30 protein-coding genes are annotated in these 25,632 nt (G+C 69.1%); 15 read left to right on the top strand and 15 right to left on the bottom strand.

From position 1 onward, the window contains the following. Positions 1–26 precede the first annotated feature (26 nt). The gene (locus O5O54_RS17165) at positions 27–1,187 is read left to right on the top strand and encodes an AI-2E family transporter (RefSeq protein WP_279483053.1); all 1,161 of its coding nucleotides are present in this window, start codon (positions 27–29) and stop codon (positions 1,185–1,187) included. 61 nt (positions 1,188–1,248) lie between these two features. Here the strand turns inward: O5O54_RS17165 and O5O54_RS17160 are convergent, their stop codons facing one another. From O5O54_RS17160 to O5O54_RS17150, 3 genes are all read right to left on the bottom strand, one after another. Beyond that, positions 1,249–3,201, bottom strand: a complete 1,953-nt coding sequence (locus O5O54_RS17160) for an OmpA family protein (RefSeq protein ID WP_279483052.1) — start codon at positions 3,199–3,201, stop codon at positions 1,249–1,251. Between the two features lie 135 nt (positions 3,202–3,336). Continuing rightward, the gene (locus O5O54_RS17155; RefSeq protein WP_279483051.1) at positions 3,337–4,476 is read right to left on the bottom strand and encodes an FAD-dependent oxidoreductase; all 1,140 of its coding nucleotides are present in this window, start codon (positions 4,474–4,476) and stop codon (positions 3,337–3,339) included. Between the two features lie 14 nt (positions 4,477–4,490). Continuing rightward, on the bottom strand, positions 4,491–4,736 hold the full coding sequence (locus O5O54_RS17150) for a zinc-finger domain-containing protein (RefSeq protein ID WP_279483050.1): 246 nt from the start codon (positions 4,734–4,736) through the stop codon (positions 4,491–4,493). A 130-nt stretch (positions 4,737–4,866) separates the two neighbouring features. Between O5O54_RS17150 and O5O54_RS17145 the strand changes: the two genes are divergently transcribed. The 3 genes from O5O54_RS17145 (at position 4,867) to O5O54_RS17135 (ending at position 6,887) form a co-directional block, all read left to right on the top strand. Then, the gene (locus O5O54_RS17145; protein ID WP_279483079.1) at positions 4,867–5,640 is read left to right on the top strand and encodes an alpha/beta hydrolase; all 774 of its coding nucleotides are present in this window, start codon (positions 4,867–4,869) and stop codon (positions 5,638–5,640) included. Between the two features lie 142 nt (positions 5,641–5,782). After that, positions 5,783–6,604 carry a serine O-acetyltransferase gene (gene cysE / locus O5O54_RS17140; protein ID WP_279483049.1) on the top strand — a complete coding sequence of 274 codons (822 nt, stop codon included), beginning with the start codon at positions 5,783–5,785 and terminating at the stop codon, positions 6,602–6,604. 73 nt (positions 6,605–6,677) lie between these two features. Beyond that, positions 6,678–6,887: a DUF3126 family protein gene (locus O5O54_RS17135; protein WP_279483048.1), complete on the top strand. Its 210-nt coding sequence runs from the start codon at positions 6,678–6,680 to the stop codon at positions 6,885–6,887. A 90-nt stretch (positions 6,888–6,977) separates the two neighbouring features. On the opposite strand, the gene O5O54_RS17130 is transcribed toward O5O54_RS17135, so the two are convergent. Together O5O54_RS17130 and O5O54_RS17125 are read right to left on the bottom strand one after the other, a co-directional pair. Then, positions 6,978–7,571: a transglutaminase-like cysteine peptidase gene (locus O5O54_RS17130; protein ID WP_279483047.1), complete on the bottom strand. Its 594-nt coding sequence runs from the start codon at positions 7,569–7,571 to the stop codon at positions 6,978–6,980. Between the two features lie 438 nt (positions 7,572–8,009). Beyond that, positions 8,010–8,615 carry a PilZ domain-containing protein gene (locus O5O54_RS17125; RefSeq protein ID WP_279483046.1) on the bottom strand — a complete coding sequence of 202 codons (606 nt, stop codon included), beginning with the start codon at positions 8,613–8,615 and terminating at the stop codon, positions 8,010–8,012. Between the two features lie 164 nt (positions 8,616–8,779). Between O5O54_RS17125 and O5O54_RS17120 the strand changes: the two genes are divergently transcribed. Both O5O54_RS17120 and O5O54_RS17115 read left to right on the top strand, forming a co-directional pair. Beyond that, the gene (locus O5O54_RS17120; protein ID WP_279483045.1) at positions 8,780–9,517 is read left to right on the top strand and encodes a rhomboid family intramembrane serine protease; all 738 of its coding nucleotides are present in this window, start codon (positions 8,780–8,782) and stop codon (positions 9,515–9,517) included. Between the two features lie 64 nt (positions 9,518–9,581). After that, positions 9,582–10,019: a CBS domain-containing protein gene (locus O5O54_RS17115; protein ID WP_279483044.1), complete on the top strand. Its 438-nt coding sequence runs from the start codon at positions 9,582–9,584 to the stop codon at positions 10,017–10,019. Between the two features lie 7 nt (positions 10,020–10,026). Here O5O54_RS17115 and O5O54_RS17110 read toward each other — a convergent pair whose 3' ends face one another. From O5O54_RS17110 to folE, 3 genes are all read right to left on the bottom strand, one after another. Further along, positions 10,027–11,004, bottom strand: coding sequence for a patatin-like phospholipase family protein (locus O5O54_RS17110; protein WP_407061725.1), 978 nt, complete (start codon positions 11,002–11,004; stop codon positions 10,027–10,029). 117 nt (positions 11,005–11,121) lie between these two features. Beyond that, complete coding sequence (gene hisI / locus O5O54_RS17105; RefSeq protein WP_279483042.1) at positions 11,122–11,535, bottom strand: phosphoribosyl-AMP cyclohydrolase; 414 nt, start codon at positions 11,533–11,535, stop codon at positions 11,122–11,124. After that, positions 11,532–12,152: a GTP cyclohydrolase I FolE gene (gene folE, locus O5O54_RS17100; RefSeq protein ID WP_279483041.1), complete on the bottom strand. Its 621-nt coding sequence runs from the start codon at positions 12,150–12,152 to the stop codon at positions 11,532–11,534. Before folE ends, hisI begins: the two co-directional genes overlap by 4 nt. A 223-nt stretch (positions 12,153–12,375) precedes the next feature. Between folE and O5O54_RS17095 the strand changes: the two genes are divergently transcribed. The 4 genes from O5O54_RS17095 (at position 12,376) to thrS (ending at position 15,479) form a co-directional block, all read left to right on the top strand. Further along, a complete protein-coding gene (locus O5O54_RS17095) occupies positions 12,376–12,819 on the top strand; it encodes an iron-sulfur cluster assembly scaffold protein (protein WP_279483040.1) in 444 nt (147 codons plus the stop codon). Between the two features lie 2 nt (positions 12,820–12,821). Continuing rightward, entirely contained in the window at positions 12,822–13,112 is a 291-nt protein-coding gene (locus O5O54_RS17090) for a nucleotidyltransferase family protein (protein ID WP_279483039.1), read from the top strand. Next, complete coding sequence (gene yidD / locus O5O54_RS17085) at positions 13,067–13,384, top strand: membrane protein insertion efficiency factor YidD (protein ID WP_279483078.1); 318 nt, start codon at positions 13,067–13,069, stop codon at positions 13,382–13,384. The genes O5O54_RS17090 and yidD overlap by 46 nt, the downstream gene beginning before the upstream one ends. Positions 13,385–13,517: 133 nt before the next feature. Then, positions 13,518–15,479 (top strand): threonine--tRNA ligase, encoded by a 1,962-nt coding sequence (gene thrS / locus O5O54_RS17080; protein WP_279483038.1) that lies wholly within the window; start codon positions 13,518–13,520, stop codon positions 15,477–15,479. Positions 15,480–15,504: 25 nt separating this feature from the next. Here thrS and O5O54_RS17075 read toward each other — a convergent pair whose 3' ends face one another. Beyond that, entirely contained in the window at positions 15,505–16,614 is a 1,110-nt protein-coding gene (locus O5O54_RS17075) for a hypothetical protein (RefSeq protein ID WP_279483037.1), read from the bottom strand. 146 nt (positions 16,615–16,760) lie between these two features. Between O5O54_RS17075 and O5O54_RS17070 the strand changes: the two genes are divergently transcribed. The 3 genes from O5O54_RS17070 to O5O54_RS17060 are packed head-to-tail and all read left to right on the top strand — an operon-like array spanning position 16,761 to position 19,192. Continuing rightward, entirely contained in the window at positions 16,761–17,342 is a 582-nt protein-coding gene (locus O5O54_RS17070) for a nitroreductase (RefSeq protein WP_279483036.1), read from the top strand. Continuing rightward, entirely contained in the window at positions 17,342–17,965 is a 624-nt protein-coding gene (locus O5O54_RS17065; RefSeq protein ID WP_279483035.1) for a flavin reductase family protein, read from the top strand. Before O5O54_RS17070 ends, O5O54_RS17065 begins: the two co-directional genes overlap by 1 nt. Before the next feature lie 51 nt (positions 17,966–18,016). Continuing rightward, the gene (locus O5O54_RS17060; protein ID WP_279483034.1) at positions 18,017–19,192 is read left to right on the top strand and encodes a DUF2336 domain-containing protein; all 1,176 of its coding nucleotides are present in this window, start codon (positions 18,017–18,019) and stop codon (positions 19,190–19,192) included. A gap of 2 nt (positions 19,193–19,194) precedes the next feature. On the opposite strand, the gene O5O54_RS17055 is transcribed toward O5O54_RS17060, so the two are convergent. The 3 genes from O5O54_RS17055 to O5O54_RS17045 form a co-directional block, all read right to left on the bottom strand. After that, the gene (locus O5O54_RS17055) at positions 19,195–19,968 is read right to left on the bottom strand and encodes an NAD kinase (RefSeq protein WP_279483033.1); all 774 of its coding nucleotides are present in this window, start codon (positions 19,966–19,968) and stop codon (positions 19,195–19,197) included. A gap of 81 nt (positions 19,969–20,049) precedes the next feature. Further along, the gene (locus tag O5O54_RS17050) at positions 20,050–21,189 is read right to left on the bottom strand and encodes a Gfo/Idh/MocA family oxidoreductase (RefSeq protein WP_279483032.1); all 1,140 of its coding nucleotides are present in this window, start codon (positions 21,187–21,189) and stop codon (positions 20,050–20,052) included. Positions 21,190–21,256: 67 nt separating this feature from the next. Further along, on the bottom strand, positions 21,257–22,645 hold the full coding sequence (locus O5O54_RS17045) for an MFS transporter (protein ID WP_347814892.1): 1,389 nt from the start codon (positions 22,643–22,645) through the stop codon (positions 21,257–21,259). A gap of 150 nt (positions 22,646–22,795) precedes the next feature. Between O5O54_RS17045 and O5O54_RS17040 the strand changes: the two genes are divergently transcribed. Then, positions 22,796–23,446, top strand: coding sequence for an SOS response-associated peptidase (locus O5O54_RS17040; RefSeq protein WP_279483077.1), 651 nt, complete (start codon positions 22,796–22,798; stop codon positions 23,444–23,446). A gap of 2 nt (positions 23,447–23,448) precedes the next feature. Here the strand turns inward: O5O54_RS17040 and O5O54_RS17035 are convergent, their stop codons facing one another. Together O5O54_RS17035 and O5O54_RS17030 are read right to left on the bottom strand one after the other, a co-directional pair. Continuing rightward, positions 23,449–23,787 (bottom strand): hypothetical protein, encoded by a 339-nt coding sequence (locus tag O5O54_RS17035; protein ID WP_279483030.1) that lies wholly within the window; start codon positions 23,785–23,787, stop codon positions 23,449–23,451. A 24-nt stretch (positions 23,788–23,811) separates the two neighbouring features. After that, positions 23,812–24,156, bottom strand: coding sequence for a DUF2934 domain-containing protein (locus O5O54_RS17030; RefSeq protein ID WP_279483029.1), 345 nt, complete (start codon positions 24,154–24,156; stop codon positions 23,812–23,814). 138 nt (positions 24,157–24,294) lie between these two features. On the opposite strand from O5O54_RS17030, the gene O5O54_RS17025 reads away from it, so the two are divergent. Continuing rightward, complete coding sequence (locus O5O54_RS17025) at positions 24,295–25,377, top strand: enoyl-CoA hydratase/isomerase family protein (protein WP_279483028.1); 1,083 nt, start codon at positions 24,295–24,297, stop codon at positions 25,375–25,377. On the opposite strand, the gene O5O54_RS17020 is transcribed toward O5O54_RS17025, so the two are convergent. Further along, positions 25,378–25,563 carry a hypothetical protein gene (locus O5O54_RS17020; RefSeq protein ID WP_279483027.1) on the bottom strand — a complete coding sequence of 62 codons (186 nt, stop codon included), beginning with the start codon at positions 25,561–25,563 and terminating at the stop codon, positions 25,378–25,380. Positions 25,564–25,632: the final 69 nt, after the last annotated feature.

Genomic DNA, 25,632 nt, shown 5'->3' with positions numbered 1-25,632 from the left:
ACCGGAAGGCATGCCGGAAGCGATCCATGAGCGAGACGAAGCAAGAGCCGAAGGAGCCGGCGATCGTCGCGCCTGCGATCGGCCTGATCAACCGCCAGACCTTTCAGGCGGGGCCGCGCTGGGCGATCACCGGAATCTTCCTGATCCTCTTCTTTGGCGCGCTCTACCTTTCGGCGAGCTTCGTGCTACCAGTCGTCTTCGCGCTGCTCTTCATGCTGGTGCTCAGCCCGGTCGTGCGCTTCGCACAGCGCAAGCTCCATATCTGGCCGCCGCTCACCGCCGCCGTTCTGGTGTTCGGCACCTTTCTGGTCGTGATCGGCGCTTTCTCGTTCCTTACCGGGCCACTGACCGATCTCGCGACCAACGTGCCGCGCTACATCGCGGCGGTGAACGCCGAGGTGGAAACGGTGCGCGAGCGTCTCGGCGCCCTGCGGGGCGCGCGTATCGAAGCGTCCGAGGCCGTCGGCAGCGAGACCCCGACCCAGAGCCCCCAGAGCGTGATCCTCGACGGACCGCAACTCCTCAACAGTGCCGCGCTGATGATCCCCCAGATCGGTGCCAGCATCGCGTTCGCTCTGATCTTCCTGTTCTTCCTCCTGTCGTCCGGCAGTCTCTTCTATCAGAAACTGATCGAGTCCCTGCCGAGGTTCTCCGACAAAAAGCTGGCGCTGACGATCGCGCACGAGATCGAGACCGAACTGTCGCGCTACCTCTTCACCATCACCCTGATCAACGCGGGCCTCGGCGTGGCCGTCGGGACGATGATGTGGATGATCGGTCTGCCCATGGCACCGGTCTTCGGCGTCCTCGCCTTCGCGCTGAACTTCATCCCCTATCTCGGCGCCATCGGCGGCATGGTTCTGGTCGGGCTGGTCGGGCTTGCCGAGACCGGCGATGTGTCCGGCGCCCTCCTGCCCGTGCTGCTCTACTTCTGCGCCACGACGATCGAAGGGCAGTTCGTCACGCCCATCCTCGTGGGCAAGCGCCTGGCGATGAACGCGGCGGCGATCTTTCTGGCGGTGGCCTTCTGGGGCTGGATCTGGGGCGTTGTCGGCATGTTTCTGGCGGTGCCGATCCTAGTCGGCCTGCGCATCGTCGCCGGATACGTCGACAGCCTGACGCCGCTCGCCAACTTCCTGTCGGCGGAACGCCAACCCGTCGGGGAGCGACCCGAGGATGGCGACTGAGAACCTACTCTGACGATAGAGGCCGGGGCGCTCGCGCGCCCCGGCCTGTTCTTTCGGGTCGTCAGTTGGCCTGCGAGGTTTCCACCGGTTTAACCAGCGGCGTGATGCGTCGCAGCGTGACGCGGCGGTTCTCGCGGTTCGCCTCCTGGGTATCGACCTTGAGCTGCTCCTCGCCGTAGCCCTGGGTAACGAGATTTTCGGGGGGGATCTCGAAATACTCCGTCAGGGCCGAGGCGACGGCTTCGGCGCGCCGATCGGAGAGGGCGAGGTTGGCGACGTTGCTGCCGACCGCATCCGTATGCCCTTCGAGAAGGAAGACCTCGCCGGGGTTGCGGTCCACCACGCGCTTCACCGCATCGGCCAGCGCCTGGAGGTTGTTCACCTGGCTCTGCTCGATCTCGGCCGATCCGAACGCGAAGGTGATCGTGTTCAGGTCGATCCGGCGCACCTTGTCGCGGATGCGCGGGCTGCGACGAACCTCGTTGAGCGAATAGATCCGCTCCACGGTTTCCACCGGCGGCGCGACCAGCGTCTCGTAGTAGAGGTCCTCGTCCGGTTCCGACACGTCGACGATGTAGCGGTCCTCGGGGATTTCCAGCCGCAGCGGCGGCAGGTCGGCACCCGCGTCGTAATAGTAGCCGGGGCGGGTGTCGTCCTCGGCATAGGGATCGTAGAACAGCACCGTCTCGCGGCCGTCCACGATCCGTGAACGCTGGATCACGTCGCCGTATTCGTTCTCGATCGTGATGACCTGAACGCCGTTCGGCCGCGTGATCACTTGGCGCGTCAGCCCGCGCGGGAGCTGCTCGTAATAGACCTCGCGCGAATTGCCGACGAGGCGGTCGCTGTCGTCCGAGCGGATGAAGTAGGCCGCTGCGGCGCCGGCCGCCGCGCCCGCGATCCCCGCGCCGACCAGCGAGAGAATGTCGCGGTCGCCGACGCGCTCGATCACCTGCACGTTCTGCGGCAGCGCCACCTGGGGCGGGGCTTCGAGCCGCTGGCCCTGCTCGGCGGTGATCGGGCGAACCTCGATCGGGGTGGCCAGCTGCTGGACGCGCGCGTCGCTGGACGCCACGCCGCCTTCCGGCACCGGCGCGGTCTGGATGTCGGCCGCGACCGGCTGCGGGTTCTCGACCGGCGGAGGCGTGACGGCGCCGGACTGCTGGGCGGCATCCGGTGCGCCCGGCGCAGGCTGGCCGGGCAGGGCGCCTTCCGGCGCGGGTGGTGCCGGCGGCGTGCCGGGCGCCACCGGTGCTCCGTCCGGCGCCCGAAGGGCCGGGTCCGTCGGAGCGGTCGACGGAGCGAGCGGCTCGGCGGGGCTGGCGGCCGGTGACGAAGGCTCGGCGCCGGGGGCCGGCGGCGTCGCGGGCTGGGCCTCGGGTGTCGGAGCGGGCGGTGCGGCAGGCGTTTCCCCGGCGCCGGCGGGTGGTGCAGGTGGCGCTTCAGGCGCGGGGGCAGGGGATGCCGCCGGCTCCGGCGGGGCGGCGGGCGTCTCGGGCGCGGGCGCTTCCGTCGCGGGAGCCGTAGCCGCGCCGTTCGGCAGGTCGTTCTCCGTCCCGGCGTCGGCCGGGAGTTCGGCGGGATTGCCTACGGGCGCGTCGGCCGGCGGGCCGCTGTCGGGCGCGGCCTGCACCGGCGCGGCAGGCGCTTCGGGCGGCTGGTCTGGTTCGGGCTCGGGCGCCGGGCTCTCGGCCGGCGCAGCGGGCTCGGGCGTCGGCTCCGGTTCGGGAGCGGGCGGCGCTTCGGGTTCGGGGGCTGGGGCGGCTTCCGGCTCCGGGGCCGGACGTTCGGCAGGGGCCTCGGGCTCGGGCGCCGGTGCTGCCTCGGGTTCGGGGGCGGGAGGCGCCTCCGGCTCGGGTGCGCGCTCGGCCGGCGCTTCCGGCGGCGCGTCCTGGATCACGGGCGGCGGTGCTTCCGCATCCTGTGCAAGGGCGGACAACGGGCCGGACATGGCCGTTGAGGCGGCCAATGCCGTCACGGTCAGCAGGCGTCCCGTTCGCTTCAGATTTATCATCGATCGGCCTTTTCGTTACGTCCCTTGCCTTCGCCGGCGCCCGGCGCTCCAGATGACTTTGGATCGCGCAAGACCGGTCGGCGGCAAACTAGGCCGCGTTCGGGCCAAGGGAATGAAAGGCAGGCGGCCGAACGTTCAGATTTCGGAGATCGACGCCCCGTCCTCGGCGCGCCAGTCGTAGAGCCAGGCCAGGTCGCGCCGGAGCGAAGCCGGCGAGCGCAGCGCGAGCGCGGCGTCGCGGGCTAAGGACAAGGGCCGGGGCAGGTGATAGACGCGGCGGTGAAACGCCACCCGCTGCAGCACCTTGCCGAGGCGCGGCGCGCGAAGCGCCTCGTAGCGCGCGAGCGCCTTGGCGCGGCTCGGCGACGCGCCGAGGCAGGCGGCCAGCACGAAGGCGTCCTCGATCGCCATGGCCGCGCCCTGTGCGGCATAGGGCAGCATGGCATGCGCGGCGTCGCCGACGAACGCGACGGGCCGATGGCCGGGCGCGCGCCAACGCGGCTCCACCGTGGACAGCGGCCAGGACCCGAGCGGGCGGGCGCGTTCGATGCTCGCCGCAAGGCGCGGGTCCCAGCCGAGAACGGGGCCGAGCGTCGGATCGGACTCCGGCACGATGATGACGATGTTCTCGCGTCCCGCCTCGTCGATCCGGTAGCGAACGGCGTGCCTGCGGGCGCCCAGCCAGGCCTCGATCGCCGCGGACGGGCTCTCGCCGGGATCGGCCGTGGACGAATAGCGCAGCGCCACGGCGCCGGAGGGGCGTGGCGGCTGAAGCCGAAAATGACTCGCCACGGCCGAGCGGACGCCGTCGGCGGCGATCAGAAGGTCGGCCTCGTCGTGAACCGGACCCGCCGCCGTCTCGAACACGGCGCGGATGCCGCTCGATCCGTCCCCCAGGGACGCGAATGTCCGGCCGAGATGCATTGCGATGCCGGGCGCCGACCGGACGGCGTCGAGAAGCACGCGCTGGAGATCGGCGCGATGGAGGACGCGGTAGCCGCGCCCGTCGGAACTCTCGACCGGAACGGTGGCGATGCGTCGGCCGCTCGGCCCGTCGCGCAGGACCACGCTGTCTGCCGCGACCCCGACGGAGCCGATGGCGACGCCGAGCCGATCGAGGACGTCGAGCGCGTTGGGGGAAAGCTGAATGCCGGCGCCGACCGGATCGAGCCCATCGGCGCGCTCGTGCACCCGGACGCTCCAGCCCCGGCTTGCCAGGGCGAGGGCGGTGGTCAGGCCGGCGATGCCCGCGCCGACCACGATGGCACCGGGCATGGTGTCGCCTCGGGTCAGGCGGCGCGCGTGCGGTAGAGGCAGCCCGGCGGAACGCTTTCGTCGCGCTTCAGCGTGGTGTTCAGCTTGTAGAGCGTCGAGCAGTAGGGGCACACCTTCTCGCCCTCGTCGCCCATGTCGAGGAAGACGTGCGGATGGTCGTAGGGCGGCGTCGCGCCCACGCACATGAACTCGGCGACGCCGATCTCGATCACCCCATGGCCCCCGTCGTTCTGGAAGTGGGGGGTTCCGTAGTCGGCCATCCTGCCGTCTCCATTCGCTCGTCTCGAAGCGGGCGGAACTTAGCTATCCCCGGCGCAAAAGAACAGGGTGGTTCTGCGGGCCTGCTTCGCGCTATCGGGGAGCCCCGATCGCAGCCGAGGAGTGACGCCGCTGCCAGAGTTCCACAACGCCGGCCTTCGCCTCGACTATCTCGACGAGGGGGACGCCTCCGCCCCGGCGATCGTGCTGGTGCACGGCTTCGCCTCGAACATGCGCGTCAACTGGATCGACCCGGGTTGGGTCGAGACGCTGACGCATGCGGGCTACCGGGTTGTCGCCTTCGACCATCGCGGCCACGGCGGCAGCGACAAGCCCCACGATCAGGCGGCCTATGCGCCCGAGGCGATGGTGGGCGACCTCGTGGCGCTGACGGACAAGCTGGGGATCGGGCGCGCGGCGCTGTTCGGCTATTCCATGGGCGCGCGTGTCTCGGCCTTCGCCGGTCTCCTCCATCCCCGGCGGTTCCCCGTCCTGGTGTTCGGCGGGCTTGGGATCGGGCTGGTGGAGGGCGTCGGCGACTGGGACCCGATCGCCGAGGCGCTGCGGGCGCCCTCGCTCGACGTCGTGACGCACGAGCGCGGCCGGATGTTCCGCGCCTTCGCCGACCGCACGGGCAGCGATCGGCTGGCACTGGCGGCCTGCATCGCCACCTCGCGGCGGGAACTGACGGAGGCCGAGGTCGGCACGCTCGCCCAGCCGACGCTGATCGGCGTCGGCACGCGGGACGATATCGCGGGCTCGGGCGCCCGGCTCGGCGCCCTGATGCCGAAGGCCGAGGTCTTCGACATCGCCAACCGCGATCACATGCTGGCCGTGGGCGATCGCACGTTCAAGGCGGCGGTGGTGGAGTTCCTCGCCCGCAACCGCGAAGCCTTTGCCGGCTGAGAGGCGGCGAGCATTTCCAAAGCGGGCGTGTTCGGCTAGAGGCTGCGTCGAAGGGGACGGGCTCGGCGGGCTGGTGAAGCGCGCCGACGTGCTTATGTTTCCCTCCAATCGCGGGATCCGAGCGAGCGAAGGCAGGATGACCATGACCGTCTTGATGAAGTCCGCGACCGACCGCGTCCAGGCCGTCGATCCGATCTGGAACCGGATCCGCGAGGAAGCGCTCTCGGCCAGCGAGCGCGAGCCCGCGCTGAGCGGCTTCCTGTATGCGACCATTCTCAACCACCGTTCGCTGGAAGCCTCGATCGCGCACCGTATCGGCCAGCGGCTCGACCATGCCGACCTGCCGGCTTGCCATATCGAGCAGGCCTTCGAGGAGATGACGGCCGCGCGAGCCGAGTGGGGCGGGGTCCTGCGGATCGACCTCCAGGCCGTGTTCGACCGCGATCCGGCCTGCGAGCGGATGATCGAGCCCTTGCTCTATTTCAAGGGCTTCCACGCCATCCAGACCCACCGGCTGGCGCACTGGCTCTGGAACGAGGGGCGAAAGGACTTCGCGCTCTACCTCCAGTCCCGGTCGTCCTCCGTCTTTCAGACCGACATCCATCCGGCCTCGCGCATGGGGCGGGGCATCTTCCTCGACCATGCCACGGGTCTCGTCGTCGGCTTCACCGCCACGATCGGCGACAATGTCTCGATCCTCCAGGACGTGACGCTCGGCGGCACGGGCAAGGAGTTCGGCGACCGGCACCCCAAGATCGGCAACGGCGTCTTGATCGGAGCCGGGGCGAAGATCCTCGGCAACATCAAGGTCGGCGACTGCTCCAAGATCGCGTCCGGCTCGGTCGTGCTGGCCGAGGTGCCCGCGAACTCGACCGTCGCCGGCGTGCCCGCGCGCATCGTCGGGAGCTCCGGCTGCGCCGAGCCGGCTCGGGCCATGGACCACAATTTCTCTCGCGCAGATTGAGCGCGGGCATCCGATCGGCCTCCCGGCCGTTATACCCCTCGACGCGCGGGACGCGCCCAAGGAGACTGACCACGTGAAGCCCGACGAAATCCGAAAGCTCGAAGCCTATCTCAACCGCACCTTCAAGACCTCCGGCATCCAGGTGAAGGCCATGCCGCGCAAGAAGGACACGGCCGAGATCTACGTGGGCGAGGACTTCGTCGGCACGGTCGGCAAGGACACGGACGAGGGGGAGACCTCCTACCACGTCACCATCACCGTCCTCGATATCGACCTCGATTGACCGCCCCCTGGGCGGCGACGAACTGACAGGCATGAACGAGAAAGGCCGGCGCGACGCCGGCCTTTCTCGTTCGGGAAGGGAAGGGCGCGGTCAGCGCACGCTGCCGACCAGCATGTCCCGTCCGTCCTCGATCGCCACCCACTTGGCCGAGTTCTGCTCGGACTGCCGCTTGAGGTAGCGATAAGGCGTCAGCGTCCAGTCCTGGGCGCGCTTGTCGAGGTTGTCGAGAACGATGTCGCCGCGATCGGTGCGCACGGTCAGGACGGCATGGCCCTCGCCGTTCGGCTGCCGGACCACGGTGATGAGGAGAGCCGAGCGCGGGAAGCCCTCGCGCTCCAGCATGTACTGCTTCAACAGGACGAAGTCTTCGCAGTCCCCCTCGATCGAAGGGTAGGACCAGAGCTCGGGAACGCCGTGCATCTCCTGGTCGGTGCGGGGGATGATCCCCTCGTTCACCGCGTTGTTGACCTCGACGATCGTCGTCCAAGTGCGGTCGCTCATCTGGATCAGGCCAGTCGTCGCATTGGGGCCGCACGTATCCGGGTAGGACTTGCAGAACTCGAAATGGCCGATCGGCTGGGACGTCGGCCCACGCAGCCGCATTCCGGCTTCGGCGGCGCTCGCCGAAAAGAGGCCGGCGGCGAGAAGGGCGAACGACGAAAGGATGCGGGTCGAGAACTGCACGGTCGGTCTCCAGCGGTGACGGACCCACAGTCGCAGACCGGGTTTACTTCAAGTCCAAGCGCGAAGTGCGGATTTTCATCGAATATTCCGCGAATTGTTCAGATGTTTTGCTTGCCGCGGACTGAACAAACGACGTTAAGGCGCAGTTGCCGGCCGCAATGCTTCGATAAGCATGCGGTCCCCGCATGCACGAAGATGAAGGCGGGCCGAGCGGGGAGGGGCAGGGGACGGGGCGAGACGGGCCGAAAGGTTAACGCGGCCGTCCGTCAAGCGTTAACGCGTCGCCTGCGGGCGGCGACGCGGGATGGGCGCCGGCCCGCCTCACTCGTTAAGGGAGGATGGACGAGATCCTAACGGCCGCGTGGTCACGCGCCGGCAGGCCGACAAGAGCGGCCCGCGATATCCACAGGTTTGGTGAACGAATCGACGCTTTTCGGCTCAGCCGAGGTGGTCGAGGAGCGACTCGCGCGTCTGGAGCGAGGAGAACTCGATGGCGACCCCGTCCTCGAGCTGGCGCACGACCCGGCCCGTCATGGTGCCGAGCGTCAGGCGCGAGCCGATCGCCGGGCGGACGGCGCACGAGATCGCGGCGCCGGACAGCGACAGGTCGTTGATCCGCACGTCGTAGCCGCGCCCGTCTTCCAGCACCATGCGGATCATCGGGTTGCGCGGCTCGATACGCTCGTGGCGCCGGTCCTCGGGCAGCGAGAGCTCGGACCGGTTGGCCAGCCACATCAACTGGGCGGCCAACTTCTCGCGCTTGCGCTCCGTGGCGTTGAGCACCAGGGCGAAGCCGCCGGGGAAGCTGCGCGCGACGATGCCCTCCAGCCGGCCGACCTGGTCGGCATAGAGGATGACGCGTTCGCCCTTGGTCGCCTCGACGGGCGTGACGACGCCGACGTCGCCCGGCGACATGTTGTTCACGCGGCAGGGGTATTCGCGCTGGTCCTCGAGCATGAAGCGACCGAGAAGATCGATCGAGACGCGCTTGAAGTGACGGCGGTCTTCCGTCACGGCAAGGGTCTTGGGCAAGGTGTTCAGCATGATCAGGCCCGCTTCTCTCGTATCCAAAAGATAAGCGGGAAGCGTTAACGGGGCCTTTCCCCGGTCCCCCTGCGGAAACCGATCGGGAACCTGTTTCCCGCATTCGACGCATTGCCCCGGGCGCGCCAGGCGATAGAACGTGGCGGCCACCTGGAGTTTGCCCCTTGTCCCCCGATCCCCGCTTCCCCCCGCACGACGAGCCTCCGCAGCGCGTGCCCGCCTTCAACGTGCCGGGCATCGTCCTCGTCCTCCTGGCGCTGCTCGCCGTAATCCACTGGGTGCGGGTCGAATGGCTGGACGACGTCCAGGCCGCCTGGACGCTCCTGAACTTCTCGTTCCTGGCCGGGTGCTACGGGTCGCCCGACGCGCTCTGCCTCCTGCGCGAGCCGTTCGCCGGCTGGGTCTCGCCGCTGACGCACGCCTTCCTGCACGGGGACTGGACGCATCTGGCGACCAACGCCGTATGGATGCTCGCCTTCGGCACGCCGGTCGCGCGGCGGCTGGGCGTCGGCCGGTTCCTCGCCTTCTGCGCCTTCGGTGCGGTGGCCGGGGCAGCGCTCTTCTATGTGGTGAACCCCGACCTCATCCAGCCGATGATCGGCGCCTCGGGCGTCGTCTCGGCGCTGATGGGGGGCGCCGCCCGTTTCGCGCTGGGCTCCATGGGGCGCGGCGACGTCGCCTACGCGCCGCTCCTGTCCATCCCCCGGAGCCTGTCCGACCGGACCGTGCTCTTCTTCATCATCGTCTTCTTCGCCACCAACCTCGCGCTCGGCTCGGGTGCCGGCCTCCTTCTCGGGGAGGGGAGCGCCATCGCGTGGGAAGCGCATGTCGGCGGCTTCCTGTTCGGCTTCCTCTGCTTCTCGGTCTTCGATCCGCGCCGGCAGCACCCCGTGGGGATCTGACGCCGGTTGCGAAGCGCGTAGCTTCGTCGCACCATAGCCTCGACAACGATGGAAGGAGGCCATGATGACCGTACGTCGAATTCTCGAAGCCAAGGGCCGGGACGTCGTGACGATCGAGCCGGCCACCACGGTCGCCGACGCCGTCCGGCTTCTCGCCGAGCGCAAGATCGGTGTCCTCGTGGTGACCGGGTCGGGAGGCGAGCTCGCGGGCATCCTGTCCGAGCGGGACGTGGTGCGGATCGTGGCGGGCGGCGGTACCGATGCGCTGTCGGGCACGATCGCCGACGTGATGACGCGAGACGTGACGACGGCGACCGAGGAGACCACGGTAGACGAGGCCATGGAGATCATGACCCGCCGGCGCTTCCGCCATCTGCCGGTCTGCGTCGACGGGCGGCTCGTCGGCATCGTGTCGATCGGCGACGTGGTGAAGCGCCGGATCGAAGCGGCCGAGCAGGAGGCCGAGGAAATGCGCAGCTACATCCACGCCGCGGCGGGCTGAGGTTTCGTCAGGTCGCGGGCAGGCATTCCTGAAGCCGGCGGATTTCGTTCATGGAGCGCATCGTCTCCTCGTAACCGAAGGCGATGCATTCCTTGGCCCGGAAGAACTCCGAGAGGCCGATGTCGCGCACCCGCGGATGCACCGAAAGGTCGGGCGGGTCGCCGGCGAGGCGAGACCGCGAGATGCGGTCCTGGATGATGTTGAAGGCGTCGACCACCGAACGGGCGATGCCGATCTTGTCCCGCCGGTTGTCGGCCGGCATGCGCGCCGTGGCGAGGGCGTCGACCGGGCTTTCCGGCGCGTCGGGATCGGTGTTCTCCGCCTTCATGCGCAGCACGGCGGCGCGGCCGAACAGGTCGTAGTGCAGATTGACGGCCACCACGAGCGGCTGCTCGTAGGCGCGGCAGACGGAGACTGGCACCGGATTGACCAGCGCGCCGTCGAACAGGCGCCGACCGCCGCACTCCACCGGCAGGAAGATGCCGGGAACGGCGTAGGAGGCGCGCATCGCGAGCACGAGCGAGCCGGAGTCCATCCAGACCTCGTGCCCGTTCCGCCCTTCCGTGGCCACCGCCACGAAGGGTCGGTCGAGATCTTCGATCCGGGCGTCCTTCAGGGCGCTGACCAGCCGAGCGTTCAGCCGCATGCCGCCGATCAGCCCTTCTCCGCTGAGCCTGAAGTCCAGGAGCCCCATCAGCCCGCGCCGCGTCAGCGACAGGGCGAAGGCCTCCAGCTCGTCCAGCCGCCCCGCGAGATAGCAGCCGCCGACAAGGGCGCCGATCGAGGTGCCCGCGATCATCGAGACGGGGATGCCGGCCTCGTCCAGCGCCCGCAGCACGCCGATATGCGCCCAGCCGCGCGCCGCGCCGCCCCCGAGCGCGAGGGCCACGCCCTTGCGCGGCGCCTGCCGCTCGGGCGGCTTGGCGGCGCCCGCCCCCTTCTCCGCCACGGCGCGTTCGGCTTGCCTGAAAATGCGATCCAGCATCATGTCCATCGTCCATCGGCCGGCTTTTCCAGCCTAGGATGGGCCTCTGGCCTTTCCGCTCCATGGACGATCAGCGTTAACGCGGACACAACATGTTGTGCGGCGCGGCACGAACTGTCATCCGCCCGTCAAAGTGCCGCCATCCGCCCCGAGCGTGACCCTGCGGTAGAAGCAGGTCGGGCGGTGCGTGTGACACGTGTCCTCGGGCCTGGCGACCGAGACCTTGATCCACACCGCATCCTGGTCGCAGTCCACCCGCATCTCGCGGACACTCTGCAGCGCGCCCGACGTCTCGCCCTTCTTCCAGAGCGCGCTGCGCGAGCGGCTCCAGTAGTGAGCGACGCCGGTGCGGATCGTGAGGTCCAGAGCCTCGGAGTTCATATGCGCGACCATCAGCAGGCCGCCGCTCTCGGCGTCGGTCACCACGGCGGTCACGAGGCCGGCCGCGTCGAAGCGCGGCGTCAGCGCCGATCCCTCCTCCAGTTCGTCCTTGGGGCCGGGAGGGGGGAAGTTCGTGCCCGACGCGCTCACCGGCTGCCGACCATCGCGAGGAAGCGCGTCTGCTCTTCCCGTTCGTCGCGGAACGAGCCGTAGAAGCTGGTGGTGACGGTGGTGGAGCCGTGCGTGCGGATTCCGCGCATGGACATGCACATATGCTCGGCCTCCAGCATCACGGCCACGCCCTTGGGCGTCAGTGCGCCGTCAATCACGGCGGCGATCTGCTCGGTGAGCTTTTCCTGCGTCTGGAGGCGGCGCGCGAAGATTTCGACCACGCGCGGGATCTTGGACAGACCCAGAACCCGCCCGTCCGGCACATAGGCGACATGCGCCTTGCCGATGATCGGCACCATGTGGTGCTCGCAATGCGACGTGAACGGGATGTCGCGCAGGAGCACCATTTCCTGGTAACCCGCGACCTCCTCAAAGGTCCGCGTCAGGACGTCGGCGGGCTGCTGCCCGTAGCCGCCGTAGAGCTCCTCATAGGCCTTAACCACGCGACGCGGCGTGTCGAGAAGGCCTTCGCGGCCGGGATCCTCGCCGATCCAGCGCAGAAGCGTCTCGACGGCGGCCTCCGCCTCCTCGCGCGTGGGGCGGCTGACCGGTTCGGCCGCAACGGCCGAGGCGAGCTTTCTGATCGTGGCGTCCATGATGAACCCTGAGCCGAGGCGACTGCGCCGAAGGGACCGATGCGTCTTCGCCGCCGCGATCCGAAGGCCCGTTGATGTTATAGTGTACCAAATCCGTCAAGCGGCGGATCCTGGCCGCATCGTCCGGGCGCCTTCCGACACCGCGATGCGACCCCTATATAGACATGGTCGGCGGCGCTTCCCAGCACTGCCGTTCCTCGATGCAGCGTCCACGGGACAAGCCATGATCGACGATCTCTACAACGACAGAATTCTCGATCTGGCCGGCAACATTCCGCGCATCGGGCGTCTCGCGGCACCGCACGGCTCGGCCAAGGCCCATTCCAAGCTCTGCGGCTCGACCGTGACCGTCGATCTCGCGCTGGAGAACGGCGTCGTGTCGGACTTCGCGCACGAGGTGCGCGCCTGCGCGCTCGGTCAGGCGTCCTCGTCCGTCATGGCCCGTCACATCCTCGGTGCGACGCCGGACGAGTTGCGCGCGGTGCGCGAGGCGATGGAGCGTATGCTGAAGGCCGGCGGACCGCCGCCCGAGGGGCGCTTCGCCGAGTTGCGCTATCTCGAACCGGTACGCGACCACAAGGCGCGCCACGCCTCCACCATGCTGACCTTCGACGCGGTGGTCGAGGCGCTCGCCAAGGCCGAGGCCGAGCACCGGGAGGTCGCCTGACCATGCGTCCGTCGGAAGCGCTGGAGCGGCATCGCGAAGAGGTGCGCGCCATCGTTCGCCGCTTCGACGCAGACAACCCGCGCCTGTTCGGCTCCGTGGCGCGCGGCGAGGACGTCGAGGGCAGCGACATCGACATCCTGGTCGATCTGCCGCGAAGTGAGTCGTACCGTCAGATCTTCCGCATCGAGGATGCCATCGAGACACTCCTCGGATGCAAGGTGGAGGTCTATCCCGCCGACAATCCGAAATCGCGCTTCTACGAACGAATTTCCGAAGACCTGAGGCCGATTTGACCGGCCGTAACTACGCCGGCCCCTGGCGCCGCACGCCGGGCCGTCTCTTCGGCACCGGCTTCGTGCGGCTTTATCAGCTCACCTTCTCGCCGCTGGTCGGCGGTCATTGCCGGCACGTTCCGACCTGCTCGGAATATGCCTACGAGGCGATCGCACGGCATGGGCTCCTTCGCGGTGGCTGGCTGGCGGCGCGGCGCGTCGGGCGCTGCGGGCCGTTCGGCTCGGGCGGCCTCGATCCCGTGCCGGACGAGGAGAAGCCTGCCGGACGCTGACCTCGCCGTCCCGTCCCTGCTTGCGCTGTCCCGAAGCGGTGGTAGAAGTCGCGCCTTCGCTTGAGGGGCGCGTGCCCCATCGATCCAGCTTTCCCGCAATCGTTGGCGGGGGTGAGCACTGAAGGACCATGCCATGATCGACCTCGTCTTCCCCGACCAGTCCGTCCGCTCCTACGAGCCCTCCGCAACCGGTGCCGACATCGCGGCCGGCATCTCCAAGTCGCTCGCCAAGAAGGCTGTCGCCTACGCCCTGGACGGCGAGGTCCGCGACCTCTCGGACCCCGTGGGGCGGGGTGGACGGCTCGAGATTCTGACGCGCGACGATCCGCGTGCGCTGGAGCTGATCCGCCACGACACGGCGCACGTGCTGGCCGAGGCGGTGCAGGAGCTCTGGCCGGGCACGCAGGTGACGATCGGTCCCGTCATCGAGAACGGCTTCTACTACGACTTCGCCAGGGACACGCCCTTCACGCCCGACGACCTGCCGGTCATCGAGAAGAAGATGGCGGAGATCATCCGCCGCAACGCGCCCTTCACCAAGGAGGTCTGGTCGCGCGAGGAGGCGCGCCGCGTGTTCGGCGAGAAGGGCGAGACCTATAAGGTCCAGCTCGTGGACGCGATCCCCGAGGGCCAGGACCTCAAGATCTACCGCCAGGGCGAGTGGTTCGACCTCTGCCGCGGCCCGCACATGGCCTCCACGGGCCAGATCGGCGAGGCCTTCAAGCTGATGAAGGTCGCGGGCGCCTATTGGCGCGGCGATTCGAACAACCCGATGCTGACGCGCATCTACGGCACGGCCTGGGCGACGCCGGAGCAGCTCAAGTCCTACCTCCACATGCTGGAGGAGGCCGAGAAGCGCGACCATCGCCGGCTCGGCCGCGAGATGGACCTCTTCCACTTCCAGGAGGAGGGGCCGGGCGTCGTCTTCTGGCACCCCAAGGGCTGGTCGCTGTTCCAGGATCTCGTCGCCTATATGCGCCGCCGCCTGAAGGGCGACTATGCCGAGGTGAACGCGCCGCAGGTGCTCGACAAGTCGCTCTGGGAAACGTCCGGCCACTGGGGCTGGTATCGTGAGAACATGTTCCAGGTGCAGTCGGCGGGCGACGAGGCGGAGGACAAGCGCGTCTTCGCCCTCAAGCCGATGAATTGCCCCGGCCACGTGATGATCTTCAAGCACGGCCTGAAGTCCTATCGCGAGCTGCCGATCCGTTATGCCGAGTTCGGCACGGTGCACCGCTACGAGCCGTCGGGCGCCATGCACGGGCTGATGCGCGTGCGCGGCTTCACGCAGGACGACGCGCACATCTTCTGCACCGACGAGCAGATGGAAGCCGAGTGCCTGAAGATCAACGACCTGATCCTCTCGGTCTATCGCGATTTCGGCTTCGAGGAGATCGTGGTCAAGCTCTCGACGCGCCCCGAGAAGCGCGTCGGCACGGACGCCATGTGGGACCGCGCCGAAAGCGTGATGCGCGACGTGCTCAAGACCATCGAGGCGCAGTCGGGCGGGCGCATCAAGACCGGCATCAACGAGGGCGAGGGCGCCTTCTACGGCCCGAAGTTCGAGTACACCTTGAAGGACGCGATCGGCCGCGAATGGCAGTGCGGCACGACGCAGGTGGACTTCAACCTGCCGGAGCGGTTCGGCGCGTTCTATATCGACAGCAATTCCGACAAGGTGCCGCCGGTGATGATCCACCGGGCCATCTGCGGCTCGCTGGAGCGCTTCCTCGGCATCCTGATCGAGAACTTCGCGGGCCACTTCCCGCTCTGGCTGGCCCCGACGCAGGTCGTCGTCGCCACGATCACCTCCGAGGCGGACGACTACGCCCGCGAGGTGGCGGAAGAGCTGAAGGCTGCGGGCATGCGTGTCGAGATCGACGTGCGCAACGAGAAGATCAACTACAAGGTCCGCGAGCACTCGCTCGCCAAGGTCCCGGTGATCCTCGTCTGCGGCAAGCGCGAAGCGGAGGAGCGTTCGGTCAACCTGCGCCGCCTCGGCTCGCGCGACCAGGAGGCGATGAGCCTTGCCGACGCGCTGACGCTTCTCGCCGACGAGGCCGTCGCGCCCGACCTCAAGGCGCGCGCCGCCTGAAACCTATCTCGCCGGCGGCTGGTTCTCAGTCGCCGGTGCCGACCTTCGGGTCGTTGGGATCGACGAGGTCGCTGGTCAGGACCTCGACTTCCTCGTTCTCGCCCGGCCGGACCGCCACCTCGCGCTGGAAGATTCGGTCCTTGTTGCGGGCGACGAGGACGTAGTCCCCTTCCGTCAGCACCATGGAGGCGAAGGCGCCGACGCTTTCCTCGATGATGTCGCCCTGGGCCGAGGTCACCGACCAGGCCGTGTCCGCCAGCGCCTCGCCGCCCTTCTCGCGCACGAGCTTCATCGTCACCTCGGCCGCGCGGTGGTGAAGCGTCGCGTCGGTGATCTTGCCGGCCTCGACCCGGATGTCGGCGCGCGCCACGGCGTTCACCGAGCCGTAGCGCGAAATGACGTGGTAGTTTCCGGCATTCAGGCGCAACACGGCACCGGGATCGACGTCCGTGGCGAGGAGCCGGCGTTCGCCCCCGGCATCGGCGCTGTAGACGTCGAAGCGCAGCTTATCCTTCGAGAGCACCTTGCCGTCGAGGATCGCGGCGTGGAGGCGCAGGCCGCCTGCATCCAGCGCCACGGTCTCCTGCGTGTCCTCGCCGGAAAAGTCGATCCGCTTCGTCATGCCGGCGCGGCCGAAGCCGACATGAAGCAGATAGCCGCCGGCCGGAACGTCGAAGCTCGCCTGCGGGCCTTTGGCCATGGCGACGACGGGCAGCTTGCCGTCGGGGCCGGGCAGGGGGGCGAACAGGCGCCAGACCAGATCGGACGGGATTTCCGGCCCGTCCTTGCCGAGCGTCGCCTTGAGGCGAAGGCTCTTAGGCGGCCGCACGATGTCGAGTTGCGGCGTCGGCGGTGGTGCGAAGCCGCGCAGCGAAGGCAGATCGATATTCGAGCCGAGACCTTCGTCCGGCCGCTCGGGCAGCGCGATCGGCTCAAGCCGGCGCATGCCGACCGACGGGGCGACGCCGATGTCGCGCGATTGCGGGTCCTGCGGTATGGCGGACGGCGAAGCGTAGGCGCCCGGTACGTCCGGGCCGCCGTTCGGGCCGGGCGGGGCATCCTGTGCGGAGGCCGAAGCGTGCGGAAGGAGGACGGCCGCGAGGGAGACGGCGATGCCGGGCGCGCGCTTGATCAACCTTCATCCTCCACAGGCCTTGCCCCGGTCGAGGCCATCAAAGCCATCTCGTCGTCCATTTCAAGGCGGAGCCGCGATTGCGCGGAGGACAGGTTGGCGCCATCGCCGAGTTCGGCTAGGTCGGACGCAGCGAAGAGGAGCCTGCCATGATCGACGCCAAGACACTTCTGGCCACCCGCCGTTCGGTCTCCATTCCCGGCCTTCAAGCGCCGGGACCTTCCGAAGCGGAGCTTGGGGAGATCCTGTCCGCCGCCTCGCGCGTGCCGGACCACGGCAAGCTGGCGCCCTGGCGCTTCATCCTGTTCCGGGGCGCCGCCGCGCCCGCGATCGGTCGGGCGCTGGCCGACCTCGCCGAGCGCCGCGAGGGACCGCTCAGCGACGCGCGCCGCGCCTTCGAGGAAGCGCGATTCACCCGCGCGCCGCTCGTGGTCGGCGTCGTCTCGACCGCCAAGCCGCATTTCAAGATCCCGGAATGGGAGCAGGTCCTGTCGGCAGGCGCCGCGACCATGAACCTGATCCATGCCGCCCATGCCAGGGGCTATGCGGCCAACTGGATCACCGAATGGGTGGCCTACGACGAGGACGCCAAGGCGCTGATGGGCATCGCCCCGGAGGAGAAGATCGTCGGCTTCGTCTATATCGGCACGGCGAGCGAGGTACCGAGCGACCGGCCGCGACCGGACCTCGCGGCCGTCGTTTCCGACGCGCCCATGCCGGCGGGCGTCTGATGTTCTACGAGACCGCCACCAACGACCACGGCCTGCCGCACGATCCGTTCAAGGCCATCGTCGCGCCCCGCCCGATCGGCTGGATCTCGACACGCGCCACGGACGGGACGACCAACCTCTCGCCCTACAGCTTCTTCAACGCGCTGTCGGACAAGCCGAAGCTCGTGATGTTCTCCTCGACCGGCATGAAGCACAGCGCGGGCAACGCGATCGCGACCGGCGAGTTCGTGGTGAACCTGGCGACCCGCGATCTGGCCGAAGCGGTCAACGCCTCGTCGGTTCCCGCGCCCCAGGGGGTAAGCGAGTTCGCGCTCTCGGGCCTCACCGAAGCGCCTTGCCGGCTCGTGGCCGCGCCACGTGTCGCCGAGGCGCCGGCGGCGCTCGAGTGCCGCCTGACGCAATGGTTCCGCCCCGTCGGCCTCGACGGCGCGGAAGGCGATGCGGTGATGGTGATCGGCCAGGTGGTCGGCATCCACATCGACGAGCGCATCCTGCGCGACGGGCGCATCGCGCTGGACCTCGCCCGTCCGCTGTCGCGGCTCGGCTATCTCGACTTCGCCTCCACGGAGGAGGCGTTTCCGATGCGCCGCCCGAAGTACGACGAGGCGTCCCGGCAGGGTTAAGCGGCCCTTTCGGAACGTGGTGAACCGTTTCTTAAAGCTTTGAGCTCCACCATGGTCCGCATCGGTTTCCTGCGGATCATGGAACTCATGCTGGCACAGCAATTCGTCTACTGGTGCGAGACCGCGTCTGCCGCAGAGCGCTGCGCGGCCGTCGCGATGCTGGCCGACGCCGTGGTGAACCGCAAGTTCCTGCCGAGCGACCTGCGCGAGGCGGAGGCCGCCCTGATGGTGGCCGCCGAGGACCCGTCGCCGCGCGTGCGCCGTGCGATCGCGGACGGCGTCGCATCGGCTGGCAACGCGCCCCGTCAGCTCGTCCGCCTCCTGTCCAGGGACATCGACGACGTCGCCGTTCCGGTCATCGTCCTGTCGCCGCTCCTGACGGTAGAGGATCTCTGCGACCTCGTGCGTGCCGGGCGCCCGGCCGTGTCCCTGGCGGTCGCCAAGAGGCTTCAGCTTCCCGCGACGGTGGCCGCCGAGATCGTCGCCGGCGGTGATGCCGTCGCCTGCCTCGAACTTGCTCGCAACCAGACGGCCGAGCTGGAAGGCGCTGCGCTCTGCCACCTTGTCGAAGAGGCGGCGCAGGCGAGCGACCTGCGCTTCGCGCTGCTCCAGCGCGGCGACCTTCCGGCGGGCCTTCGCCATGCGCTCCTGTCCTGCCTCGGCGACGCCCTGTGCCGCTCGGCCCTCGTCGCCAACATCGTCGGCCCCACGCGCGCCGAGCGGCTGCGCCAGGACGTCCACGAGCAGGCGACCGCCTCCCTGATCGACAGCGTCAAGGCGGACGAGCTTTCGGCCTTCGTGGAGCAGCTCCGCGGCACCAGCCAGCTCAACGCCGCCGTCCTGGTGCGGGCGGTGTGCATGGGCCGGATCGACCTCTTCGCCGCCTCCATGGCGCGACTGACGGGCCTGTCCGACGAGCGCGTGCGCTCGGTGATCGCCGACGCGCGCGAGCCCGCCTTCATGGCGCTCGCCTCGGCCGCCGGTCTGCCGAAGACCGTCGTGCCGCTGCTCCTGTCGGCCGTGCGCGTCTGGAAGGACATGGCGGGCGACGATCGCTTCGACCATGCCGACGTCGCGTCGTCCGTCATGGAGCGCGTCGTGATCGCGTTTCGGAAGGATGCGGACGGAGCGGAAGCCGACGAGCTGTCGCGGCTCCTTCATCGCATGTCCTGCGAAATGCAGCAGGCCTCCGCGCGCCGGCGGACCGACCGCTACCTCGCTGCCTGAGGTCAGTAGCGGAACTGCTCGGCCAGGATTCGCTCGTCCCAGGAGTGCTCGGCGTCGAACAGGATGAGGCTGCGCAGATCGGCCGATTCGCGGATGCGGATCGACTGGACCGACTTCACCTCTCGATGGTCCGCCACCGCATTGACCGGCCGCTTCTGCGCTTCCAGCACCTCGATATCGACGATCTGGTGTCGCGACAGGAGCGCGCCGCGCCAGCGCCGCGGCCGGAAGGCGCTGACGGGCGTCAGCGCGAGCAGCGGCGCGCTGATCGGCAGGATCGGCCCCTGGGCCGAGAGGTTGTAGGCCGTGGAACCGGTCGGCGTCGCGACCAGCACGCCGTCGCAGACCAACTCCTCCAGCCGCGTCTTGCCGTCGATGCTGATCTTAAGACGCGCCGCCTGATAGGACTGGCGGAACAGCGCCACCTCGTTGATCGCCAGCGCCGAATGGGGGAGGCCGTCGCCGTCCACCGCCGTCATCTCCAGGGGATGGATCTCGGTCTCCGTAGCCCTCTCCAGCCGTTCGGAGAGACCGTCCTCCCGATATTCGTTCATCAGGAAGCCGACGGTTCCCTTGTTCATACCGTAGATCGGCTTGCCCGTGTCCATGAAGCGGTGGAGGACATGCAGCATGAACCCGTCGCCACCGAGCGCCACGATGACCTCGGCGACCTCCGGCTCGACCGTGCGGTAAAGGGAAGACAGCCGCTCGGCGGCGTCGGCGGCTTCCGGCGTGTCGCTCGCAAGGATGGCGATGGGGCGTGACGTGCTCTGCATGACGATCCGATGGGGACGGGCTGGCCGCCGACGCTCGGCACGAACCTAGCCGCAACGGACATGGGCGCAAGCCCTCGGGCGTCAGAACGTCGAGCGCGGCCGATAGGGCATGGGAAAGCGCTCGGCGCTTTGTGCCACGATCGAGAGTTCCGTGACGTGGAGCGCGAAGGCGTCCGCGAGCGGCGCGCGGGCGCCCGCACGAATCGCTTCCGCCATCGCGGCCGGCCCGCGCATGAAGTCCATTCGCGACGAGGTTTCGGGCACGACGGCCTGGCTCGACGACACAGGCACGCGTTTCCCAAACCAGTGCTTCAGCGGGCGCCCGCGCTCCAGCCGACGCATCACCTTGCCGAGGACGCCGACGCGCGGTCGCCAGTGGCCGGCCGTGTCACGCAGGTAGACGGGAGAAGCCGCGTTCCAGCCGTCCGTCAGCGACAGGACGCCTTCGGTGCCGACGACATGCAGCGACCGGTCGCTCGGTGCCGCAAGGCCGCAGGTGAGGCGGGCGACGGGGCCGCTGCGAAAGCGAAGACAGGCGATCGAGAAGTCGTTGGCGATCTCGCCGGGGGCTTGGCCCGTGCCCTTGTCGGGAAAGAGCTTGGCCGAGAAGGCCGTCATCTCTTCGACAGGCCCGAAGAACTCGCACAGCCACGTGAGGTAGTAGCCGGCATGCTCCAGCGTGCAGCCGACGGCGAACTCGTCCTCCGCCGGCCAGGGCGCGCCCGACAGGCTGCGCCAGGAGCGGTAGTTCTCGCGGAAGACCATCGAGTCTTCCATCTCGGCATAGACGAGGCGCGGCTCGCCGATCGCACCGTCGACGATTGCGCGGCGAAGACCCTGCGCGGCTTCCCCGAGGACGGAGGACGGAGCCGAGGCGATCTGGAGCCCCTTCTCGCGCGCCAGAGCGACGAGGTGCTCGGCTTCGCCGATGTCCATCGCGAGCGGCTTCTCGGAATAGACGTGGCGCCCGGCTTCGAGGCAGGCGCGCGAGACGGCGTAATGGCTGGACGGGTTGGTGAGGTTGAGGACGAGCCCGATCGCGGGATCGGCCAGCAGCGCATCCAACGTCTCGAAGACACGGGCGCCGTGGAACGCCGCGAAGCGTTTCGCGGCCTCCGGATCGCGGTCGAAGACCCCGACGAGGCGCAGTTCCGGATGGTTCGGCAGCGTCGTCATGTAGTAGTCGGCGACGAAGCCGCAGCCGACGATCGCGATGTCCATGGCGGGCTCCGGGTGCTGAGACGATCCCTCTCTGCCATCGAAGCCGATAAGGAATCGCCAACGGTCGCTACCCGCCGGCGGCCATGTCCTCCGCCTGGACGGCGCGCGCCGGCGCTGCCGCCGGTTGCGGCTCGTAGCGGCGCAGGAGGCTCGGCACGATGCCGGTGGCGGCGAGAACGGCGGCCAGCAGGAGAGCGGCCTTCAAGGGCTCCGCAGCGACGAGCCCGAGCATCACCGCCACCAGCGCGACACCGAGCGACTGGCCGACGAGCCGCGCGGTGGACTGGATGCCGCTTGCCCCGCCGCTGCGCTCGCGCGGAGCGCTGGTGATCAGGATCTTGTTGTTGGGCGTCTGGAACAGGCCGAAGCCGAAGCCGGCGAGTGCCAGCCGCCAGACGAGGTCGGCGTCGCCGGCGCCGGTCGGCAGGAACACGAGCGCCAGGAGGCCGGCGGAGAACAGGACGAGGCCGAGCGCGCTGAGGCGTCCCGGATCGTAGCGGTCGGCGAGGCGGCCGGAGACGGCGGCGGCGATGGCGGTCGCGATCGGCCAGGGCGTGAGCAGAAGGCCGGTCTCGGCGGCCGAGCGCCCGAGTTCATCGTGCAGCAGGAAAGGCAGCGAAACGAAGGCGATGCCCTGCGCGCCGAAGGAGCAGACCGAGGTCGTCGCCGACAGGGCGAAGATCGGGCGCCGGAGGAGATCGACCGGCAAGATCGGCTCCTCCATCCGCAACTGCATGCGCACGAAAAAGACACCGACCACGAGCCCGGCGGCGAGGAGGCCCAGCGAGGGTAGCAGTCCTTCCGAATGGCCGATCCCATTGACGCCGGAGATCACCATGCCGAAGGTCGCGGCGCTGAGAAGCGCGCTGGTGATGTGGAATGGGCGGTTCGATCGCGGCGTGTCGGGGAGGGTTCGCGAGCCGGCGACCAGCGCGAGCAGCCCGATCGGCACGTTGATCAGGAACAGCGCCTGCCACGAAGCCACCGACAGGATCGCCCCCGCGATGGAGGGGCCGGCGGCGGACGAGACGCCGACCACGATGGCGACGCGCCCGACCGCGCGGCCGAGGCGCGAGGCCGGAAAGATGAAGCGTACGAGCGCGATGTTGACGCTCATGACGCCGGCCGCGCCCATGCCCTGCAGGACGCGGGCGGCGATCAGCATGTCGAGCGAGCGCGACAAGGCGCAGGCGAGGGAGGCCAGCGTGAAGATACCGAGGCCCGTGAGGTAGACGCGGCGATAGCCGAGAATCTCGCCCAGCCGCGCGAGCGGCAGGAGAAGGACAGTAACGGCGAGCTGGTAGCCGTTCACCACCCAGATCGCCTCGACCGGCTGGATCCCGAGGTCCTGCGTGATGGGCGGCAGGGCGACGTTGGCGACGGTTCCGTCGAGAACCGCCACGAACAAAGCCATGGCGATGGTGGCGAAGGCGAGCCGGCGGCGAAGGGGTGGCAACCCGTCCTGATGCATGGGAGACCGATCGAGCGTTGAGCAACCCGAGCCGGCCGGGGGGACGCTGGTCCGAGAGCTGGCGGGGGCTAGTTGTCCGGCGATGCAGCATAGGCCTGCCCCGCGGGCAAGTCCTCATTCGTAAGGGAGGCTGCGATCTGCAACCTTTATTCGATCACCACCTCGCAATCCGCGATGCGGCGATTGTTTCGCGCCTCGCGCGACGATCTCGGCAATCTCGCCGCCATGCCCGCCGTCTTTCCCGATCAGGCCGCGCCGATCTTGCGGATGGCGGACGGCGAGCGGGAGCTTGCGCTCGCCCGCTGGGGCATGCCGTCCCCGCAGTTCGCCCTGAAGGGCCGCAGCACCGATCCCGGCGTCACCAACATCCGCAACACGGCGAGCCCGCACTGGCGGCGCTGGCTGTCGCCGGCTCATCGCTGCCTCGCGCCGTTCAACGCCTTCTGCGAATACGAGACGACGGACGATGGTGCCAAGGTGCCGGTCTGGTTCGCCGCCTCGCCCGAGCGTCCGACGCTCGCCTTCGCCGGCATCTGGACAAGCTGGACCAGCACGCGGCGAAAGGCGGAAAGGGAGGTGACCGTGGACGCCTTCGGCTTTCTGACGACGACGGCCAATGCCGTCGTCGCCCCGATCCACCCGAAGGCCATGCCGGTGATTCTCACCGAGCCGGAGGAGATCGACCTCTGGTTGGAAGCGCCGTGGGACGAGGCCAAGACGCTGCAGCGCCCGCTCCCCGACGACGCGCTGCGCATCGTCGCGAAGGGCGAGCGCAGCGACGGTTAGCCTTACGCCTTGAAGTCGAGTTCGGCCGGGCTGCCGGTCACCCGGTCCTCGGCTTGGGCGCGGACGGCCTCGTCTTGGTCGGCGAGGCCGTCCTCCGTCTCGTCGTAGCCGGTGCCCGGCATCGGCGCGGTGACTTCGCTGCGCGGCTCGGCGCGCACGTCGAGCCGGGTCGCGTCGTCGTCGGCCGGCGAACCGGCGCGACGGTCGGCGGGATCGCGCGCGGCTTCCGCCGTCGCGCTTTCGAGAAGAGCGCGGTCGGCCGCGCTGATCTCGGACGTCTCGGCGAATTCGCTGCGCTGCCGGTCATTCGGCACGCGCTGCTCGGGGAAATCCTTGGCCATCTTGGTGATGCTCCTTGACGCGCCTCAGGCGCGGGTGCCCTGCGAGGGCACGGTGTTGTCGGGATCGGCGTCGTCGTCGTTGGCGCCGGTCGTTTCGCGGGCGGCCTGCCAGCTCGGGCCGCGCGCCCCTTCGCCGATGTCGGTCAGTTCGGGAAACTCGCCCTGGTTCTCGAAGGCGACGGCCGGCTCAGGCTCGTCCTCCAGCGTTTCCTCGACCGGCGTCAGGGTCGAGCCGTAGCTGTCCTTCAGGGCGACGATCTCGCGCGCCTGCAGCCAGTGCGATTCGGCACGCCCGTCCGGACGTCCTTCCGATTCCCAGATCTCGTGCGCCTTCTGGCGAACCCGCTCCTCGTCCAGCGTCGTGCTCATGTGCTTCGTCCCGTTCACGTCAGTCGTGATGGGACTACGCGCGAGCCGCCGCGCCGGTTGCATGGCCCGGTCGTCGCACGCCGTGACAGGGGTCGCTTTTCCGGGCAGGCTGGCACCCTGTTTGGGAGGATGGACCGCATGACCGAAGAGCAGCCGACGATCGTCGTCACCCGCGAGGGCGGCGCGGGCATCCTGCGGCTGAACCGCCCGAAGGCGCTGAACGCGCTGGACCTCGACATGGTGCGCGCCCTGCGCCGGGCGCTCGACGCCTTCCTCGACGACCCGGCCGTGGCCCTCGTGATCCTCGAGGGCACCGGCGAGCGCGCCTTCTGCGCCGGCGGCGACATCCGCGCCGTGGCCGTGAGCGGCCGGGCGGGCGACGGGATCGCGGAAGCCTTCTGGCGCGAGGAATACGAGCTTCTGTCGCGCCTCGCCCATGCGACAAAGCCGATCGTCGCGCTGGCGGACGGCATCGTCATGGGCGGCGGCGCGGGGCTGGTGATGCATCTGAAGCACCGCGTCGCGACCGAGCGCGTGCGCTTCGCCATGCCGGAGGTCGGCATCGGCTTCCTGCCCGATGTCGGCGCGACTTTCGTCCTGCCGCGCTTGGAGGGTGCGTTCGGCCGATACCTCGCTCTGACCGGCGAGACGGTCGAGGCGGGGGATGCGCTGGCCGCCGGCCTGCTCGACCGCTGCGTGCCGTCGAGCCGGACAGCCGAGCTGCGCGCCGCGCTGATCGGGCTGGATCCGGGCGCAAGCCACGCGGACGTCGAGCGCCTGATCGCCGACCGTGCGGAGCTGCTCCCCGCGCCGCTCATCGCCCGCCACGGCGAGGCCATCGCCGCGGCCTTTTCGCGCCCGGAGGTCGAGGCGATCGAGGCGGCCTTGGAGGAGATGTCGAGCGATGCGGCGCAGGGCGAGTTCGCCGCCCGGACCCTGGCGACCATGCGCGGCCGCTCGCCCTGGTCTATGGCGCTGACCCATGCGCTTCTGGCGGAAGGTTCCCGGAGCACGACGCTGGAGGACTGCCTCGTCCGCGAGTTCCGCGCCGCCTGTTATTGCCTGCGCGTCGAGGATTTCCACGAGGGCGTGCGCGCCGCCGTCATCGACAAGGACCGCAACCCGCGCTGGCCCTCGCTCGACGAGGGCTGGCGTCAGCCGCCGCTCGCCGAGATCCTGCGCGAAGTGCCCGGACGGCCGGATCCCGTCTTCGCCGATTGATCAGTCCTCGGACGAGGGCGCCTTCGCGTCGAGCTGGCGGGCGAGCTCGACAGCCGTGCCGGAAAAGGTCCTGCCGCGTTCGGGGTCGCGGAAGCACTTCCAGAGGCCGGTCTTCTTGTCGCGCTTCCAGCCGGCCTTGGCGATCTTCGCCTCGGCGGCGGTTTCGTGCGGCGTCTTGAAGGCCATCGGCTCGGCTCCCTGTCGTGTCCGCCGCCTTCATACGCAACCTCGTCGCGGATGCGAAACCCCGGCAAC

It is taken from the genome of Aureimonas sp. SK2 (genome assembly GCF_029813115.1).
Taxonomy (GTDB): domain Bacteria; phylum Pseudomonadota; class Alphaproteobacteria; order Rhizobiales; family Rhizobiaceae; genus Aureimonas.
Note: the sequence above shows the minus strand (reverse complement) of the source record. Positions and strands in the feature narration are given on the sequence as shown.

Coding starts and splice junctions, on each gene's coding strand:
- O5O54_RS17165 (WP_279483053.1), top strand. CDS start 27: ATGAGCGAGACGAAGCAAGAGCCGAAGGAGCCGGCGATCGTCGCGCCT.
- O5O54_RS17160 (WP_279483052.1), bottom strand. CDS start 3,201: ATGATAAATCTGAAGCGAACGGGACGCCTGCTGACCGTGACGGCATTG.
- O5O54_RS17155 (WP_279483051.1), bottom strand. CDS start 4,476: ATGCCCGGTGCCATCGTGGTCGGCGCGGGCATCGCCGGCCTGACCACC.
- O5O54_RS17150 (WP_279483050.1), bottom strand. CDS start 4,736: ATGGCCGACTACGGAACCCCCCACTTCCAGAACGACGGGGGCCATGGG.
- cysE (WP_279483049.1), top strand. CDS start 5,783: ATGACCGTCTTGATGAAGTCCGCGACCGACCGCGTCCAGGCCGTCGAT.
- O5O54_RS17125 (WP_279483046.1), bottom strand. CDS start 8,615: ATGCTGAACACCTTGCCCAAGACCCTTGCCGTGACGGAAGACCGCCGT.
- O5O54_RS17115 (WP_279483044.1), top strand. CDS start 9,582: ATGACCGTACGTCGAATTCTCGAAGCCAAGGGCCGGGACGTCGTGACG.
- O5O54_RS17110 (WP_407061725.1), bottom strand. CDS start 11,004: ATGCTGGATCGCATTTTCAGGCAAGCCGAACGCGCCGTGGCGGAGAAG.
- folE (WP_279483041.1), bottom strand. CDS start 12,152: ATGGACGCCACGATCAGAAAGCTCGCCTCGGCCGTTGCGGCCGAACCG.
- O5O54_RS17095 (WP_279483040.1), top strand. CDS start 12,376: ATGATCGACGATCTCTACAACGACAGAATTCTCGATCTGGCCGGCAAC.
- O5O54_RS17090 (WP_279483039.1), top strand. CDS start 12,822: ATGCGTCCGTCGGAAGCGCTGGAGCGGCATCGCGAAGAGGTGCGCGCC.
- thrS (WP_279483038.1), top strand. CDS start 13,518: ATGATCGACCTCGTCTTCCCCGACCAGTCCGTCCGCTCCTACGAGCCC.
- O5O54_RS17070 (WP_279483036.1), top strand. CDS start 16,761: ATGATCGACGCCAAGACACTTCTGGCCACCCGCCGTTCGGTCTCCATT.
- O5O54_RS17065 (WP_279483035.1), top strand. CDS start 17,342: ATGTTCTACGAGACCGCCACCAACGACCACGGCCTGCCGCACGATCCG.
- O5O54_RS17060 (WP_279483034.1), top strand. CDS start 18,017: ATGGTCCGCATCGGTTTCCTGCGGATCATGGAACTCATGCTGGCACAG.
- O5O54_RS17055 (WP_279483033.1), bottom strand. CDS start 19,968: ATGCAGAGCACGTCACGCCCCATCGCCATCCTTGCGAGCGACACGCCG.
- O5O54_RS17050 (WP_279483032.1), bottom strand. CDS start 21,189: ATGGACATCGCGATCGTCGGCTGCGGCTTCGTCGCCGACTACTACATG.
- O5O54_RS17035 (WP_279483030.1), bottom strand. CDS start 23,787: ATGGCCAAGGATTTCCCCGAGCAGCGCGTGCCGAATGACCGGCAGCGC.
- O5O54_RS17030 (WP_279483029.1), bottom strand. CDS start 24,156: ATGAGCACGACGCTGGACGAGGAGCGGGTTCGCCAGAAGGCGCACGAG.
- O5O54_RS17025 (WP_279483028.1), top strand. CDS start 24,295: ATGACCGAAGAGCAGCCGACGATCGTCGTCACCCGCGAGGGCGGCGCG.
- O5O54_RS17020 (WP_279483027.1), bottom strand. CDS start 25,563: ATGGCCTTCAAGACGCCGCACGAAACCGCCGCCGAGGCGAAGATCGCC.